This is a genomic window from Nostoc sp. C117 (assembly GCF_043099735.1).
GTDB lineage: Bacteria > Cyanobacteriota > Cyanobacteriia > Cyanobacteriales > Nostocaceae > Nostoc.
Map to the genome: position 1 here is coordinate 4527923 of NZ_CP170991.1, position 16675 is coordinate 4544597.

At 40.4% G+C, this 16675-nt stretch carries 18 protein-coding genes; 6 read left to right on the forward strand and 12 right to left on the reverse strand.

The window, feature by feature from the left end; all coding sequences use genetic code 11:
* Window positions 1-41 precede the first annotated feature (41 nt).
* Both ACFG4S_RS19635 and ACFG4S_RS19640 read right to left on the reverse strand, forming a co-directional pair.
* Window positions 42-323 carry a hypothetical protein gene (locus ACFG4S_RS19635; RefSeq protein ID WP_392530709.1) on the reverse strand — a complete coding sequence of 94 codons (282 nt, stop codon included), beginning with the start codon at window positions 321-323 and terminating at the stop codon, window positions 42-44.
* 129 nt (window positions 324-452) lie between these two features.
* Complete coding sequence (locus tag ACFG4S_RS19640) at window positions 453-677, reverse strand: hypothetical protein (protein WP_392530710.1); 225 nt, start codon at window positions 675-677, stop codon at window positions 453-455.
* 392 nt (window positions 678-1069) lie between these two features.
* Between ACFG4S_RS19640 and ACFG4S_RS19645 the strand changes: the two genes are divergently transcribed.
* Window positions 1070-1264 carry a hypothetical protein gene (locus tag ACFG4S_RS19645; protein ID WP_392530711.1) on the forward strand — a complete coding sequence of 65 codons (195 nt, stop codon included), beginning with the start codon at window positions 1070-1072 and terminating at the stop codon, window positions 1262-1264.
* Between the two features lie 79 nt (window positions 1265-1343).
* Here ACFG4S_RS19645 and ACFG4S_RS19650 read toward each other — a convergent pair whose 3' ends face one another.
* The 5 genes from ACFG4S_RS19650 to ACFG4S_RS19670 form a co-directional block, all read right to left on the reverse strand.
* The gene (locus tag ACFG4S_RS19650; RefSeq protein WP_392530712.1) at window positions 1344-2084 is read right to left on the reverse strand and encodes a Uma2 family endonuclease; all 741 of its coding nucleotides are present in this window, start codon (window positions 2082-2084) and stop codon (window positions 1344-1346) included.
* A gap of 59 nt (window positions 2085-2143) precedes the next feature.
* Window positions 2144-2536: a DUF2358 domain-containing protein gene (locus ACFG4S_RS19655; RefSeq protein WP_392530713.1), complete on the reverse strand. Its 393-nt coding sequence runs from the start codon at window positions 2534-2536 to the stop codon at window positions 2144-2146.
* 70 nt (window positions 2537-2606) lie between these two features.
* Window positions 2607-3170, reverse strand: coding sequence for a hypothetical protein (locus ACFG4S_RS19660; RefSeq protein ID WP_392530714.1), 564 nt, complete (start codon window positions 3168-3170; stop codon window positions 2607-2609).
* 37 nt (window positions 3171-3207) lie between these two features.
* A complete protein-coding gene (locus ACFG4S_RS19665; RefSeq protein WP_392530715.1) occupies window positions 3208-4134 on the reverse strand; it encodes a phosphodiester glycosidase family protein in 927 nt (308 codons plus the stop codon).
* Window positions 4135-4218: 84 nt separating this feature from the next.
* Window positions 4219-5484: a DUF4912 domain-containing protein gene (locus ACFG4S_RS19670; RefSeq protein ID WP_392530716.1), complete on the reverse strand. Its 1266-nt coding sequence runs from the start codon at window positions 5482-5484 to the stop codon at window positions 4219-4221.
* A 955-nt stretch (window positions 5485-6439) separates the two neighbouring features.
* On the opposite strand from ACFG4S_RS19670, the gene ACFG4S_RS19675 reads away from it, so the two are divergent.
* Window positions 6440-6820 (forward strand): nuclear transport factor 2 family protein, encoded by a 381-nt coding sequence (locus tag ACFG4S_RS19675; RefSeq protein WP_392530717.1) that lies wholly within the window; start codon window positions 6440-6442, stop codon window positions 6818-6820.
* Between the two features lie 309 nt (window positions 6821-7129).
* Here the strand turns inward: ACFG4S_RS19675 and ACFG4S_RS19680 are convergent, their stop codons facing one another.
* The 3 genes from ACFG4S_RS19680 to ACFG4S_RS19690 form a co-directional block, all read right to left on the reverse strand.
* The gene (locus ACFG4S_RS19680) at window positions 7130-7483 is read right to left on the reverse strand and encodes an efflux RND transporter permease subunit (RefSeq protein WP_392530718.1); all 354 of its coding nucleotides are present in this window, start codon (window positions 7481-7483) and stop codon (window positions 7130-7132) included.
* Between the two features lie 219 nt (window positions 7484-7702).
* Window positions 7703-8056, reverse strand: a complete 354-nt coding sequence (locus tag ACFG4S_RS19685; protein ID WP_392530719.1) for a hypothetical protein — start codon at window positions 8054-8056, stop codon at window positions 7703-7705.
* 107 nt (window positions 8057-8163) lie between these two features.
* Complete coding sequence (locus tag ACFG4S_RS19690; protein WP_392530720.1) at window positions 8164-9075, reverse strand: IS982 family transposase; 912 nt, start codon at window positions 9073-9075, stop codon at window positions 8164-8166.
* 604 nt (window positions 9076-9679) lie between these two features.
* Here ACFG4S_RS19690 and ACFG4S_RS19695 point away from each other — a divergent pair.
* Window positions 9680-10066, forward strand: coding sequence for a GNAT family N-acetyltransferase (locus ACFG4S_RS19695; RefSeq protein ID WP_392530721.1), 387 nt, complete (start codon window positions 9680-9682; stop codon window positions 10064-10066).
* Between the two features lie 265 nt (window positions 10067-10331).
* Here the strand turns inward: ACFG4S_RS19695 and aroF are convergent, their stop codons facing one another.
* On the reverse strand, window positions 10332-11204 hold the full coding sequence (gene aroF / locus ACFG4S_RS19700) for a 3-deoxy-7-phosphoheptulonate synthase (protein WP_392530722.1): 873 nt from the start codon (window positions 11202-11204) through the stop codon (window positions 10332-10334).
* Between the two features lie 1005 nt (window positions 11205-12209).
* Here aroF and ACFG4S_RS19705 point away from each other — a divergent pair.
* Both ACFG4S_RS19705 and ACFG4S_RS19710 read left to right on the forward strand, forming a co-directional pair.
* On the forward strand, window positions 12210-12704 hold the full coding sequence (locus ACFG4S_RS19705) for a hypothetical protein (protein WP_392530723.1): 495 nt from the start codon (window positions 12210-12212) through the stop codon (window positions 12702-12704).
* A gap of 215 nt (window positions 12705-12919) precedes the next feature.
* Complete coding sequence (locus ACFG4S_RS19710) at window positions 12920-13570, forward strand: pentapeptide repeat-containing protein (protein WP_392530724.1); 651 nt, start codon at window positions 12920-12922, stop codon at window positions 13568-13570.
* Window positions 13571-13784: 214 nt separating this feature from the next.
* Here ACFG4S_RS19710 and ACFG4S_RS19715 read toward each other — a convergent pair whose 3' ends face one another.
* Entirely contained in the window at window positions 13785-14459 is a 675-nt protein-coding gene (locus tag ACFG4S_RS19715; RefSeq protein WP_392530725.1) for a response regulator transcription factor, read from the reverse strand.
* Between the two features lie 859 nt (window positions 14460-15318).
* Between ACFG4S_RS19715 and ACFG4S_RS19720 the strand changes: the two genes are divergently transcribed.
* Window positions 15319-16521, forward strand: a complete 1203-nt coding sequence (locus ACFG4S_RS19720) for a chromate transporter (RefSeq protein ID WP_392530726.1) — start codon at window positions 15319-15321, stop codon at window positions 16519-16521.
* The last annotated feature ends 154 nt before the right edge of the window (window positions 16522-16675 follow it).

A 16675-nucleotide genomic window follows, 5' to 3' on the forward strand; every position in this document is an offset into this window, starting at 1 on the left:
TTTTCGTACTAAATACTAAGTAGAGGTACAAAGATGAATGTTTAGCTTAACTCATCTGTTGGATTTTCCTGCAATAGGCGATCGAGCTTCGTTTCTAATGCTGAGAGTTTTTTAAGAATTGTGGGGCGATCGCCATCAACAGAAATTAGTAAGTTGGTTATTTTATCTTGTATGTTGGTTAATTGTGCCATTGCATTCTGGATTTGGAGCATTCCTTCTCGGAGTTCTTGACGTTCCTGGCGTGCTTCAGCGATTTCATCTAACATAGCTTGGACTGTTTTTGCATTGCTCTCAATTAGATGTTTGAGTTCTTTATCAGTCATTGCGATCGCACTTTGAAGTTCAGTTCATTATTCATCATAATTTGTAGGTTGAATGGAGCGATCGCTAAACTCAATATTTATACAGTGATTATTAGCTTTCACTTTCTTGAATCCAACCTACATAGCTGTTTACTGACTCAACATGGCAAAAGCTTGCTCAATATGCATCTTCGCTTTATGCAAGTTCAACAGCTTTTCTTGTTCAAATCTATCTGGGTAAATCATTCTCCTCCCTTCTAGCGTCATCCGAATCAATGCTATTTGCTCATCTGTAGGTGAACTCATCTCATCTATCGCTGCGCCAATATACTCAAAAGTGATGAAACTGGGAGCAATACTTCTCGGGTTTTGCATTTTTAACTCGGAATCGGGTTTGGGGAAAAGGGTAAAGGGTAAGGGTTAAAGGTTTTTTCTTTCCCTTTTCCCTTTCCTCTTTTCCCCTTAACCGAGAAGTATTGAAACTGGGAGCCTTTAACCCTCTTCCCTCTTGCATCTGATGTAGTGCTAATTGTGGAAATGCCATCAAAGAAGTGATGTACCTTGTTTTGTATCCTGCGTTACCTGTCGGCTTCGTAATTCTCGCATGGTTTTGATTTCTAACTCGGAACGCGTGAACATAAAATAGAAGTGTCCATTTTTGATGGTGGATATTTGGTGGGTATCTAGTTTCTCAGGCGAAATACCCACTAATAAAATCATTATTCAATATGTATATCAATTAATCCAGCTTTGTTAAGTAACGTAAAGTGTCTAAAGATAATCGTGGCAATCCAGAAATTAAAAATCATGGTTTTAAAACTGACAGAGATAAACCATTGACTGAATACATACACTTGCGAGTCACCAAGGAAATGAAGGAAGAGGTAAAAGCTAAAGATGACCCTCCAGAATTTTGCCGTCGTGCTATTCAAAAAGCACTAGATGAAGAGAAAGATAAGTAGTACTTATAACTGTTCCCGCACAAGTAAGGTATAGAAAAAGTAATTAACTAAAGAAATTAAAATTCAGCCAAATTGCTTCCTACTCTAACTGTTCAGTATCAACTCCTAACCCCTTCAATCTAGCCTTCAGTTCTTCCACTTCCTGCTGTGCAAGTTCCCTCTGTTGTCGTTCAGCCTCAGCTTCTCGTTCTGCTGCTTGCGCCCTTTCTTCTGGGGTCGCTACTAACTGCTTATCCGCGTTAAAAAACCGTAATTTTGACTCATACACTCCTAAAAATAACTCTAACTGCTGACTCCATAGCCACCCATCAGGATTTGCTTCCAAAGGTTGATATTTACCACCCACTAAACGAAATCCTTTAAATTCCAAAGTATTGGGGTGAAACCAAAAATATTCCGGCGTGCGAAAAGTCTCTTGGTAAAGTTCAAATTTAAGACCTTTATCAACCTTGGCGGTGCTATTAGAAAGTAATTCAATAATGACATTGGGATACTTTCCTTGTTCTGCCCATAATACCCAACTTTTGCGGGGGCGATTTTCACAATCCTTGACGACAAAAAAATCTGGACCTCTAAAGTCTCGCGTGGTAATCTGTTCTGGGCTAAAGTAAATCGTTAAATTTCCAGTTGCATAAAAATCAGTCCGGTTACGCCACCACCATTTCAGACACGCCAATAGTAGTTCGATTTGGTCACGGTGCAAATCGCTTTCCAAAGGAGGTTCATCACTCCATAAATCACTAGGTGGAATGATAATATCTTCTGCTTCTGGATGTATAGTTAATTCAGTAGGGATTTCAGGATTCTTGGCAGCCGTCATAAAGATTAATGACTTTCTTTATTACCTTTAGTGTAGTAGCAATCAACTCTTCAGTTATTTCAATATGATTTTTTTGAAGAGAAAAAATGCTGCTTTACCACATCTAGGCGCGAACAATTCCAATAATCAATATGGGAGACAATTAAACCATCAGAGTTAACGCCTAATTCACTCCAACCAGGAATGGAAATACGTGGCTTCCAAGGGATAGGGGTATTCCAACTGAGTGTCCACTCTGTTTTAATTGTGTCTCCTAAACGTTGAATATTATGTAAGTCCATTTTGGGATTTAAAAACCAATTTTGGATGAAATTAATCATTTCTTTGTAGCGTTTAACTCCACGAAATTTATTCATTGGGTCTTGAAAATAAACGTCTGGAGCGTAAATGCTGTAAGTTTGATTTACTGGGAATCTTTTATAGTCTTCTTTGAGGATTTCAATAATATCCATAATTCATTAAAAACTAATTTTTGATTGTTTAAGGGTTTTCTTTTTACTTTTCTCTTTTTAATTTTTAAATTTATATCTCATTCCATAAGCGTTCTAACTGACGCCGCCAAGCAGTTAAGGCTTGTTCTCGCCCCTCTGGGGTTTGATTGATTTCACCCATCATTCCTTCTGCATAAAAGCGTTCTAAACTTTGCATTGTAGCTTGCAGAGATTGTCCTTGCAGTTTTGCTGCTTGGATAATTTGGCGGATGCGACTTTCAACCAATCGATTGAAGACATTATCTAAACCAGTTTGATGTAGAGATACCAGTCGAGCGATCGCACTTTCAAAATCTCCTCTTACCAAAGTCCTACTATTATGATGGAATACTGCCCAAATTTTACCATCATGCAAAGCATACCGTACTTCCTGAGTTTCATCAAAGTTAGCTGACAAAAACTCTGCTAAAAAAGATTGGGCTTCTTGTAAAGGTGCAATTGGTAGTAAGACTCGCAGCCAAGTATGATCTTGGGAAAGCAGCACTAAAAGCCGAAAAGCAGAAGTGTTTACTTCCCATAAATTCGGGACGATGGCACCAACAGATGATGTACCAAATAATTCTGTTAGAGTATCCGCAATTTCTTCAGGTGTCATAAGCCAGCCTTTTGTACATCTAGCCTCTACATTTATTTTATTTTTTATAAATCAAAAAAACCGAACCAATCGGGCCAGAATTTTCTACATAAATTTTTTGGTTATAATACAATCCTGGAGACATACCTCCATCAAATAAAATTCCTTCTTGAATCTTTCCTAAACAGTTATTGCTAGCAATCCCTTGCAAAAGATTATCAAACATATTTGGCAGTAACTCTTGATTAACTTGAGACAACTCAATCTCTGAATTAGCTTTCAAGTCATTAACTAATAGTATTACATATCCTTGATTAGTGATAGCTGCCATAGAGCGATTAATTGCACCTTTACAAGCAAATTCTCCCAAATCCTGACAAATATTTTTAAACTTACCCTGACGATAAAATCTGCCATTACCTCCCACTAAATTGTAATTGAGAATATTGTCTGTTCTTCTACCAGCCTGGATAGTGGCCTGTCGTTGTGTGGGTGTACCTCCTGATATGCCAAAGGAAGAACGCTTATTTTTAAATGCTCCGGAATACTCTACGCCACGAGAAATATTTAAGCCTTGTGGTTGATTGTCAGTGCCTATATAGTCGGCATTAATTGCAGCAATGGGTAGCTGTCCATTTAATTTGGCATTATCACCAATAATGAGTTCACGAAACTGTTTCGGTACATATTCTTTACGGAATTTACCTTTAGCATCTTTAGCATAGAGTTTATGAGATAAGCCAACATTAACTTTAAAATCTAGTTCTGCTGATTTAGGATTAAAAATAATCACATGATTAATACCTTTTTGATTTTTCTGACCTTGATTATTAGTTTTAAAAAACTCAATACTGAAGTTTGCATCTTTACCAGGACAAATTTTAGATACTTTTGGTACTGAATTTGCTGCCATTTTTTGACAACCTGGTAACAAGGTTGCAGCAATTATCACGATAAATAACAAAAGTAACTTTTTTGTCAGCATAATAATGTAAAAAACCCGCTACAGAATTACTATAGCGGGGAATAATTTAAAATTTCAGTCTAAAGTTCATCTGAGAACTAAAACTTAAGAGAACCATTCTACAACAGCTTCTTCTTTGGTGTTAGTATTCCGGGATGGTGTTTCACGATTGAATTTCATCTGAATTGACCGGGTTTGCTCACCATCAGCAGCTACAGCCAGAATTGGATAGTCAATCAAACCATCTTGGAAGGACATTTGGAAGCGGAATGTACCATCTGCATTCAGTTTAATTGGACGGCCGCCAATGGTTACGGTAGCATCAGGTTCAGTTGCACCGTAAACAATCAATTCAGCATCGGCTATTAGCCAGAACTGGCGCGGACGCACTGGTACAGCGGAAGCCGAGAAGCCAACACCTGACATTCCTGCACCAGACATGGTTAAACCAGATGCGGTGGGAACTGCCCACATACCTACACCAGAGGGGAAAATGTAGGAACTGATAGCTTGTTCAGGACGTGCTGAGCCTGGTACTTGCTGCATGGAGCCGAATACAGAACCAGCAACCCGTAATGCTTCAGCAGATTCGGCTAAGCCAAAGATTTGGTCGTAGATGGGGTTTCCATTTACACCATTTACAGCATTTACACCATTTGCAGCAGTTGCAACTTTCTTGGCCGGTGGAACTAATTCGTACTGAGTCTTACCACGCAGATCTTCTTCAAAGTTAACACTGATGAAGACATCTTCAATCCAGTCTGAAGGATAGACGGGAGGAATGTGTACTCTAGCGGAACGAGATAGTATTAACCAGCGGCCATCAGCAGCACGATAGCCGATATCGATAACATAATCGCGATCGCTCACTGGAATTGGTAGATACCATTCTCTTGCTAGTTCATCAGCAGGATATTCTTGAATGCTGTGGGGGCTTTGAAAATCTAGATTGACATCGGTAACATCATAAATTCGCAGTGCCAGTTGTTGTCCCCCTTGGCGGCGCAGTTCTTCTTTATGTTCATTGGGAACATCCCAGTAAGTGTAAGCCCATTGAGGATCGCGGGGTAAGAGTACAATCCGGCTTTCACCATAACCAGAGGGTAGGTCTGGGAGTCCTTCATCAACATCAGCAAGAAACCCACCGGTACGATCTTCCTGACCTAATTCAAACTTAGCTGCTTCCACGGTTTCCTGAGCCTCCAATGAACGAGATGGACTGAGCGAAATTTTCGTGCGCTGGACTTCTTGAATTGATGCCAGCAATTGGGATTTACGCATTCGGCTATAGCGAGAGATACTATATTCGCTAGCAACTCTGCGTAGTTGCCGTAAGGTCATCTCCTCTAGTGGCGGGCGTTCTTTTGCCATTAATTTGGCCTCCAGTAGTTTAAGCGGTAAATGATTTCGCCTGGTTAAAGAATGCGATATTAAATGTCATCCATTCCAGATGAATTTCTTATTCCTGACTCCTGGTTTTGCCCAGTTTTTAAGTTTTTTTACTGTGTTTTTAAATTGAGATTGCTTCCTCTGATTCTTTATGTATGCCAAAATTAGCATTTCTTTGGGATCGGAGGAGTTTTATTTGTTAAGTCAATATTAACCACTAAGCATATGTAGGGATCAAGGGGTAAGAAGTAGGTTTTTTGCCTATTTCACGAATTATCAGCCATTCTGGGATCAAATTGTTATAGAATCATGACATTTATAACCAGCTATATCTGAAATCATGGAGAAAATATAAAAATTTCATGACAATTGGGAATTGGTTAGGGATTGAGGGACTTCCAAAGAAAAAAACATCCAATTTTTCTTGTGGGGTGGGCGACACGAGTGCCCAAAACTTGGGGCGGACAAGATGTCCACCCCACAAGATGGGATAATTTATTTCTTGGTAATCCCTGACAATTCAAAATTATTCTCCTGTGTCGCTCTAATCCTCAGTGAGGTCAAAGTAAAAGGAGCGATCGCTCCCAGCAGATATTTTAGTGAGATAGAATGTTTTTCACATAAAACCACAAGTAAGAGTTAGAAACTCTTTATTCGGATTTTGACTCTTGGATTTTGTACCTCACTTAAAAAGCAAACTGCTGTAGCTTTAATTGTGGCGACCTACTTAGTTTTTTTTGTAATGAACGAGACAGAGGGGACAGAACAGCAAAGATGAGAATAGACTTCTTGCAAAAGTCGGGGTAAAGGGGAAGGGGAAAAGGGTAAAGAAACTCAAAATCCTTTCCCTTTAACATGAGTCCCTTTTCCCTCTCTTGCAAAAATATATTTTTGCAAGAGGTCTAATGACAAATGACCAAATGACCAAATATTTAATATGAAGGATGAAGTTTTAGCGGCTAATACAAATTTTTATCGAGCTTTTGAAAGAAAAGATATTGAAGCAATGAGTGCAGTATGGTCACAAGGATCTGGTAGTTTTTGTATTCATCCTGGAAGTAATGTGCTGCGGGGTTGGAAAGAGATTCGTACCTCTTGGGAGCAAATATTTAAAAACACCGCTTACATCGAGATTAATACAGATATAATTGCTACAGAAATTAATGATAATATCGCCTATGTTCTGCTGAGAGAAAATGTCTTTCAAGTCGTAGGTTCGAGAAGAATCGAAGCACAATCCACTGCAACAAATGTATTTCAGCTTATTGGTAGTAAGTGGTATTTAGTTCATCATCATGGTAGTCCAATTTTACGGTAGATAGATGAAGAAATAGCGGAAGCAAAGGAGAAGTCGTCAATCCAAAATCTAAAATTGTATTAGGCGATCGCCCCAGCAGTAAAAATTTGTTTTGCCGTTAAATTCAACTCTGGAAAAATTGGTGATTGGATATCCCAATAATCGCAACAAGTTAGTAATAATTACGAATTACGAACTTGTACTGAGTTTCGACTACGCAAAAATCGAGCGACTTGCACTGAGCGGCGTCGAAGTGAGTCGAGATTCAACTACCGCGTAGCCGTTAGCGCAGCCTCTCGTAGAGAAGTATTACGAATTACGAATTACGAATTATACTGACTGTTTGCGCCATCTGTGTTTTTGAAACTTTGTTTGCCAGGACTCCACATAGGTGTAGAAAACCGGAGTTAAATAAAGTGTGAGAAACTGCGAGAACACTAACCCGCCAACTACTGCTAAACCAAGAGGACGGCGTGTATCTGCTCCGGCTCCCAAACCAAGGGCGATGGGTAGCGTTCCCATCAGTGCTGCCATTGTGGTCATCATAATGGGGCGGAACCTCACCAAACAGGCTTCATAAATAGCATCATAAGGAGTTTTGCCGTTTTGACGGGCAACGATCGCAAAGTCAACCATCATGATCCCATTTTTCTTGACAATGCCAACCAACAAAATAATGCCCACGAAGGCGTAAATATTCCTGACTTTTCCCGTTAAGTATTGAAAGAGTTACTGGTAAAGGATTTGAGAAACAGCACAGCAAATACTGACTTTTCCCGTTAAGTTGTGAAACAACGAAATGGCAAGGGTTTCAGACTAGAGTTTATTCTCAATTACTTAAAATTAATGACAATGAATTACCAGAGAATAGGGCTTTGGGCTAGGGGTATAGTACGCGATCGCTCAATCAAGAAAATAACGGGAAAAGTCAGGCTGAAAATAAACCCCCATAAGTTGGCCATTTACCTGTGACTTGACAGATACCGTAGAATATGCTTCGACAGTTCCTGTAGCAGATAGCTGTATTGGAATAGTTTTTTGAATAGCAGTGGTAACCACCACTGGTACAGCTCGCTTTTTATCTGCTTTTTTTCCACTTGATTGGGCGTCAGTTGCATTACAAGCAGCACACAAGTAGGTTAAACCCAGCACTAGGAAGCAGAATCTTCCTCTTTCAATCAAGCTATGAAGACGAGGAATGCTTTGACAAATTGGATATAAAGGCTTTGTCGTCTGAACCGAGATTAAACAGCGCATATCAACAAATCAGGCGAAAGGGAAAGCACAAACACATAGTGGTGAAAAAGTAGTATTTAATGAGGTCAGTTAAATTAGGCGACTGCATTAACGTGAGTTCGACAGAGCTAAAAAAGGGCAGGAGGTAGAGCAAGTAAGCCTTTTGGGTAAATGTCAATAGAAGGTTTTTTAGGCAAATAAGTATAAGCAGCTAAACCAGCCATTAAATTAACCAAAAAGTTAAATGGACTACGATGGCGAGAATGTTCGATTTGACATATATTTTTTAGATGGTCATTGACGGACTCAATCACAGCGCGTTTGCGTAACAGAATCTTATCAATCAGTTTTACCAAACGGTTTTTCATTTTCTTCTTAGATTTTGTGACTAACTGCAATCCGCGCTCATATAACTCCTCAAATAATTTTTGAGAGATGTATCCTCTGTCACCAAAAAGTTTACCAATTAAGTCACGAGTCATTTCTGGAACTGGTTTTCGGTCATCTACATTCGCCGGAGTTAATGAAAATGCAAGTAATTCTCCGCAATCATTAATAATCAAATGAAGTTTAAATCCAAAGTGCCAACCTACAGAATTTTTACCCCATTCTACTAAGCCTTTAAATACCTTATGAGAATGGGCTCGACAGTTATGACAAACATTAATCGGAGTGGAATCAATAAAGCTAATCCCTGTAATTTCTCCTGTACGTGTATGTAAAAAGCAACATAATAACATTAAGCACCAAGGCATCAATTCCACAAACCGAGTGTAGCTGACCAAATTCGGAAATGCTTGATGCCAACTTTGAAGCACATGCAGAGTGTAGAATTCCTTGAAAGTCTTATATCCACTGCCATGAAATGCAATGACTATTGTCATTACCTCTGATAAACACATCCTCGATTTACTGCGACGCTCTCCAGAAGTAGACGGTAATTGTGGTATTTGCTGCCATAGATTTTCCCATTGGTTACAGAAATCATCTACATCCCAGAATATTTGAGTGATATCGAGCCGAGATACAATGGTAGACATAGCCGAGACCTTGATTTTTCTTAGATATTTTTAGTCTCGGCATTTTTTTGTCACTTTTTCACAGATTCTCAATCAATCGTAGCGATCGCCTGAACAATACCCAATTGTGCAAATCTATATATGGCAAGCTTTTTTGGCTTTTTCTAACCGTCGAACTCACGTTGCATTAGCGATCGCATCGCTTTCGCAAATTGTCAAAACGAGCATAACCCATTCTTTGGAGGGTAGGGTTTGTTGCCAGATATGACATTTTTGGCAAAATCGTTGTAATTTATAATTTTGCTAGATTAGCTTAATGTTAGCCAAGCTAAATATTAGTATACTAATATTTTTTGGTTCCGCCTAGCTCTTGAGAGAGAAATTTTGGTGAAGCTGTTGTGACTTTAGGATGAATCTATTGTGACATTTGGTAAGTAAACATATTTAGAAAATTGCTGCGTTCTGAAGTTAGTCTTCATTAATTTTTGATTTGCATAACTCCTCAATAACTCTGAATCCCTATAGAGTGGAATTTCCTAGCAAATTGATGAGTTGATTGCATATTTGCTCAGACGATCTAACAGGTCACAAGATCGCTGACCTTCTTCGAGAACATCTCGAAAATATGAATGAGATTACACCGCTCCAAAGCGTTCATGCTCTTGATTTAGAGGCATTACGATCGCCCAATATTAGTTTCTTTTCGGCTTGGGAAGGTGAAGAATTACTTGGATGCGGGGCACTCAAAGAACTAGATTCAAAAACTGGTGAAGTCAAATCAATGCGTACCGCCAAAGCTCACCGTCGTAAGGGTGTCGCCTCGAAGATTCTTGAACACATCATAAAAGAAGCCGAACAGCGTGCTTACGATTGCCTAAATTTGGAAACAGGGGCAAGTCCAGAGTTTGCCCCAGCACGAGCCTTATACACACGGTATGGGTTTGAGTACCGAAATCCCTTCGCTGAATACATCGACGATCCCAATAGCGTATTCATGACGAAAAATCTCTAGAATTCGCTCCTCAGAATTGGCGTATTTGCGGTTTTGGTAGCAATTTTGTAGGTATTGAGCCAATACATTGTAGAGACGGTGATTTATCGCGTCTCGAAAAGCCAAAATTTTTGCCAGTAGCCCTTAACCCAATACTGCGTAGGTTTTGGAATTTCTTGGTTGAGGCAAGTAGGGGAAGCAGTGGAAGAAATGGAGGCTGGGGTTGAGTTTTGCCTCCCCTGTTTATCCAAGCAGTATTGGGTAGGGACTAAGTTAAAAATTTCATTTAAGCAGCACAAACAAAAGGGGTAGGTTTAGAACCTACCCCTTTTGAGTGCGATATGCTGCGTCCAACAGCTGTTGCCACAGGCTTTAAGCTATTAACTAAATCCACCATATCTTCTAAAGAAAGTGCTTGACGGGCGTCAGAAACAGATTTTTCTGGTTCTGGGTGACACTCAATTATTAATCCATCTGCGCCACAAGCGATCGCAGCTTTAGCCAAAGGTGCCACAAGTTCCCGTTTACCAACGGCATGGGAAGGATCTACAATCACAGGCAGGTGAGTTATTTGTTTCAGTGCTGCCACTGCGCCTAAATCAAGGACATTGCGGGTGTAATCATCGAAACTGCGGATACCCCTTTCACACAACACCACATCAGGATTGCCGTGGCTGAGAATATATTCAGCCGCCATCACGAATTCTTCGATTGTCGCTGCTAATCCACGCTTGAGAAGTATGGGTTTACCAGCTTGACCTAAAGCTTTGAGTAAATCGAAGTTTTGCATATTGCGGCTACCGACTTGAAGCATATCAGCGTGAGTAGCGATCGCTTCAATTTGAGAAATTGACATCACTTCGGTGACAACGGGAAGATTATAATGCGATCGCACCCGCGCTAAAATTTCCAATCCTGACTCACCCATACCCTGAAAGGCGTAGGGAGAAGTACGGGGTTTGTAAACACCGCCACGCAAAGCTTGCACCGATGCAGTAGACAGCTTTTGCGCTACTATTTCCATTTGTTCTAAGCTTTCAACAGTACAAGGACCACCGATAATTACCAGTTCTTCACCGCCGAAAGCGACTTTTTCTGAAAGTCTGACGATTGTCTGGTGGTTGGGGTGAGATTGTGCAGCAAGTTTAGCGTTAATCATGGTTTAATTCTCCTAAAAAATTAGATATTGGGCATTGGGCATGGGAGACGTGGGATGGTGGGGTGGTGGGGTGGTGGGGTGAAATTTTCTCCCCATCTCCCCACGTCTCCCCATACTTCGGCTTTGCGGTAGTTGAATCTCGACTTCTCCTAACGAAGACGCTACGCGAACGCTCGATTTTTGCGTAGTCGAAACTCAGTACAAGTCTTCCCACCCCCCAAAAAAACAACTAAAAAAGCCCGAAACCTTTAAGGGGGTTCCGGGCGCGTTTGGATTCATTGGCATAACGCTATTTACCCGGAACCATATGTGGGCCAGAAGTAAAAACCGTAAAACCAACTACCGAAATAAGTCGTCACAATGAAATTCTCCTTAAAAAACAAAAACCGCAGAGTTCGCTCTGCGGTTCACCGGGCGGTTTCCATATGGAAACTTAATTCACCCCCGGTGAACCACCCTAAACCAATAATAAAAGTAGGAATTTGTCTGAAACATTTGCTGGGCGCTCTGGCTAGAAAGAAAATTTAACTTACAAGTACTTAAAGCTATGTAATGTAACATTAACAGGAAGAGTTTGCGGTGTCAAGACCCCCACAACGGTTAAAAAAGCGATAGACTCAGTAGAACAGTGAGAATCAAGATTAGTACCGCTTCTCTACGAGACACTAGGAAGTGTTGGTGCTTGTTTGCCTGCTTTTCTAAAGTCAAAAGTAAAAACAAATACTGAATTCTTCTATCTTTTAAATTTTTACTTTTGCCTGATAATTTAGCGGTTTTCTCATGAAAACATACAGTCAATTTAAAGGAATCAGAGATAACTCAGAGCAGCGACTTAGTGCTTCAAAACTTCAAAAAGCCAGAATTCAAAGGTGAAAATATTTAATTTTCCTGACTTCTGTTTTTACCTTGCAAAAGCTGATTTCAGAAAATAGAGAAATGGCATATATCATTAATTATCCAAGTCTTCATTGATCAGATCAACTTTTGAGAATCACCAGTTTCATTATGCCCAGTCCTAAAATCTTAGCCAAATCTTTTGACTATCATGGAGTTTACCCCTGCCCAGTCTGTCGAATAGGTAAGATTTCTCATATGCCATTGATGGAAGCGATGGCTTGTGAGTTTTGTCAAGAGATTTTTACAGTCAACCTAGAATTACAGCAAATCAAGATGCCTTCTAGGCAACCCCCCTTAATTTGGCGTTGGAATGGTTTTAGTTGGACAGAAGCCCAGTTAGAAGGTGTGGAATTAGGTTGGGGTTATGGATTAGCCGCTGCTGCTTTTGTAATCTTTCCCACTACTTTAATTGGCATAGTAGCTTATTATTTTCCTCCTAATCTCAACGAACCCATTACTTGGATGCCATATATTTGGACAATATTAACTTTTTTGTCACATTTATCAATTATTGTTTGGATTTTTATTGAAGTTTATCAAATTCCAGTTGCAGCATATTTGAGAGCGATCGGTCGATGGAGAAATGGGGAGGTCGGGAGATAGGGGAGGGGACAAGGGGACAAGGGGACAAGGGGACAAGGGGACAAGGAGATAAATAAAACTCCTCACTCTTAACTCAGCACGGGCTAAACCTTAGCTATCCGCTAACAGCACTCTTAACTCAGCACTCCTAACACCCAATGCCCAATTGACAAAAGATGCAGCCGATAGACCGCTGTATCACTCATAATTAAGTTGACTGTCCACCAAAATGACGTATGAGCGATCTGGAGCGGTACTATAGAGTTTTGGAATTAGAGCCTGGGGCAACACTTGAGGAAGTGAACCAAGCTTATAAAGATTTAGTGTTTGTTTGGCATCCCGATCGCATTCCTAAGGAAAACCTCCGCCTACAGCAGAAGGCACAGGACAAGCTGAAGGCGATAAATGAAGCTCGTGATAAATTGCGCTCTCTAAAAACCAAACATCAAACGACACATCACTCACCGCCATCTCACCACGAACCGCCACCAAGCCAAACAAATCACCCACCAGCTAAGCACAATCCAGATTTGAGCGGTAAGGACTATAGTCGGGCAAATTTGAGCAATAAAGACTTATCTGGCAGAAATCTCAGTTATGCCAACTTAAGCGGTGCTAATCTCAGTGACACTTTTATGCACAAAGTCAACCTCAGAGGAGCGAATTTATCTGAAGCTAATTTATTTCGAGCAAACCTACTTTTAGCGGATATGAGGGAGGCAAATTTGCGTGCGGCTAATTTAATTGGTGCAGATCTCAGTGGAGCTGACTTGCGGGGAGCTGATTTAACCGGAGCGCGGATTCGTTCTGGCGAGCGCCTTTTAGTTAAACTAATTGGTGCTAACCTAGCCGGAGCAATTATGCCTGATGGTGCTATTCATCAGTGAACAGGAGAATTCACCAGTCAGAATGGGCTACGCCACGCGTACCAACATGAGTAAAACAGGCTTTTGGTAAGATTAGGGACATCCAAAAATTAAATTATCCATTTTTCAGAGCGAAGACCATAATTGTATTGTTCCTCCTCTCGCTGCTTCTTCTGCTTCCTCTGCTCAAGAACAACTTGGCAAAGCGATTGATTATTTTGTATTTGGAAGTCCCTTACTCGCGCAGTGCGTACCCTACACCACGCACTGTATAAATTAGACGTTTTTCGTTTTTTTCTTCCAATTTTAGGCGTAGATAACGAATATAGACTTCGATAATATTGGAATCGCCCATGAAATCATAACCCCAAACTTTTTCGAGAATTTGATCTCTAGTAAATACCTGACGGGGATGTGAAAGTAGATATTCTAATAAATCAAACTCTTTTGCTGTTAGCTCAATGCTTCGTTTGCTCCGAAATACTTGACGAGTGCGACGATTTAAACTTAAGTCTTCAAATTGCAACAAGTCTTCATCTGTTTCTTGAGTGCGGCGCAAATGAGCGCGGATTCTTGCTAAGAGTTCCTCAATGCTGAAAGGCTTGACTACATAATCATCAGCTCCTGCATCTAATCCTGCCACGCGATCGCTCACTTCATCTTTTGCTGTCAACAAAATCACTGGTACTAAACTGCCTGTGGCTCGAAGACGGCGGCAAATTTCTAAACCCGACAGCCCTGGTAACATCCAATCGAGAACAGCTAAATCTGGCGATGACTCCCGTGCCAAAGTCAATCCTGTGATACCATCATGGGCTATGCTAACTTTGTATCCTTCACTACTCAGTTCTAATTCCACAAATCGCGCTAGTTTCACTTCATCTTCAACCAAAAGGATATGTGCCGTCATATTTTTACTCATAAACTAAGTAATTTCCGAATCATAGTGCTACCGTAGCTCGGCTGTGATTTAAGATGGTCAAATTTTTCTGCGATCTACACGATATCTGCAACCACATCATTCAATATTCTGTATCAGTGATTCAGATTGTAAGGGCATCATACTGTTACTTGCCCTTTCCAGATCCAATAAGTTTTGCAAAAGTTGAGTCATGGGTTCTGCTTCTGAGACATTTATCTCTAAGGCTTCTTGTTGAATATCTGTTAAATAATTATTACATTACCAGCTTCTTTGCAGATAAGCATAAATCATGCACATAATCATTAAACTCTAATATAAATGGGTGTGAGAAAAATGAGTTTTTCCTGAATAGAATTATAGCTTTTGCTTAAAAGTCTAGGAATTATTGAGATGAAAGAGGTTTTATCCCTTCCTATTTGTACAAAAATTATCAGAAAATTAATTTTTAAATCTCACAAGAATTTAATTTATCCATCAGCTAGAATTCAAGGTTAGAATTGAGAATATAATTTGCTTTGGGAGTGGGAAGATGAGGAAGTAAAATTGATTCCTCATTCGGCGTTGCTAATTTAGGGGATGAATTTTGTTTCGCGTATTCCCCTTTATCTGTTCCCACAGGATAGGTGCAAATAATCAATATTTAACATTTAGTAAAAATCTCAATTCATCCTGTAAATATGCAACGCCTTGATATTACAAATTTATACTTCTTAATCTTGATTGTATTACAGTATTTATAGTGCAAGAACATGCTAGCATGAGTCAACTTCTAATTATGTAGATTTTCGTTATCGAAATTCTATATATTCATTTTGTCAAGATCGTAAAAAGAATCAGGAAAACTGTAGTGACTCAGGAAGCTGAGGATATCCAGAAAGAGCAAGAAGCAGTTTCCTATAACGCTCTGACTTCTAGAGAACAGAAGCAACGATTAACGGAACTGGCAATGGTGTTTTTGCGACTGGGGGCGATCGCCTTTGGTGGCCCTGCTGCCCACATCGCCATGATGGACAATGAAGTAGTAAATCGCCGTCAATGGATGAGCCGAGAGAAACTGCTAGATCTACTGGGGATTACAAATTTAATTCCAGGCCCCAATTCGACAGAATTAGCTATTCACATTGGCTACGAAAGAGGCGGATGGCGTGGTTTATTAGTTGCGGGAAGTTGTTTTATTTTCCCTGCCCTGGTCATTGTTTGGGCATTAGCTGCTATTTATGCTCGCTATCAAACTGTTCCTCAAGTGGAATGGCTGCTCTATGGAATTAAACCTGTAATGATTGGGATTGTACTTCAGGCTGTGTGGAATCTGGGTAAAAAGGCAGCCAAAGACCTGCCAACAATGATTGCCGGGGTGGCTGCAATTGCAGCGTACTTTGCTGGATTGAATGAAATTTTGGTGCTGATTTTACTAGGTATCTCTGTGATGCTAGTGAAGAATTGGCAAACCAGAGGACATACAAGCGGAGTATTCCTATTACCTTTTTCAGGTGTTTTGGCTCAGGTTGGTAGTACCGCAGTAGTCACATCAGTCAATTGGGTCAGCGTCTTTTTCTTCTTTCTCAAAATTGGGTGTGTTCTCTATGGCAGTGGTTATGTTTTGCTAGCATTTCTGCAACGGGAATTGGTTGAACGTAACCATTGGCTTAGCTCACAGCAGCTTTTAGACGCGGTGGCGATCGGGCAGTTTACACCGGGGCCTGTTTTTACCACGGCAACATTTATTGGGTATTTGCTAGCAGGAAATGCTGGGGCGATCGCTGCGACAATCGGCATTTTTTTACCAGCTTTTGTACTGGTGTGGGTGGTTAACCCCTGGGTTGATAAGTTGCGTCAATCTCCCTGGGCGAGTGGATTTTTGGATGGTGTGAATGCGGCTTCTCTGGGATTAATGGCAGGAGTCACCTACACATTAGGACGAGCTGCAATAGTAGATTGGTTGACAATTATTGTTGTAATTGTGAGTGCGATCGCTGTGTTCCGATTTAAAGTCAATTCTGCTTGGTTAGTCCTGACAGGAGGAGCGATCGGACTTGCTTCACATATATAAGAGTATGTGTTATTCTCATTCCCCTCTTTACCAAGTACTGGCTTGAAAGTATTATTGGCGTTTAGCCGATGCTGAGTAAAAATACCAGTCCCCAATCCCCAGTCCCCAGTCCCTAGTCCCCAATCATTCTTTCATCCAAGGCTTTTGAAACTCG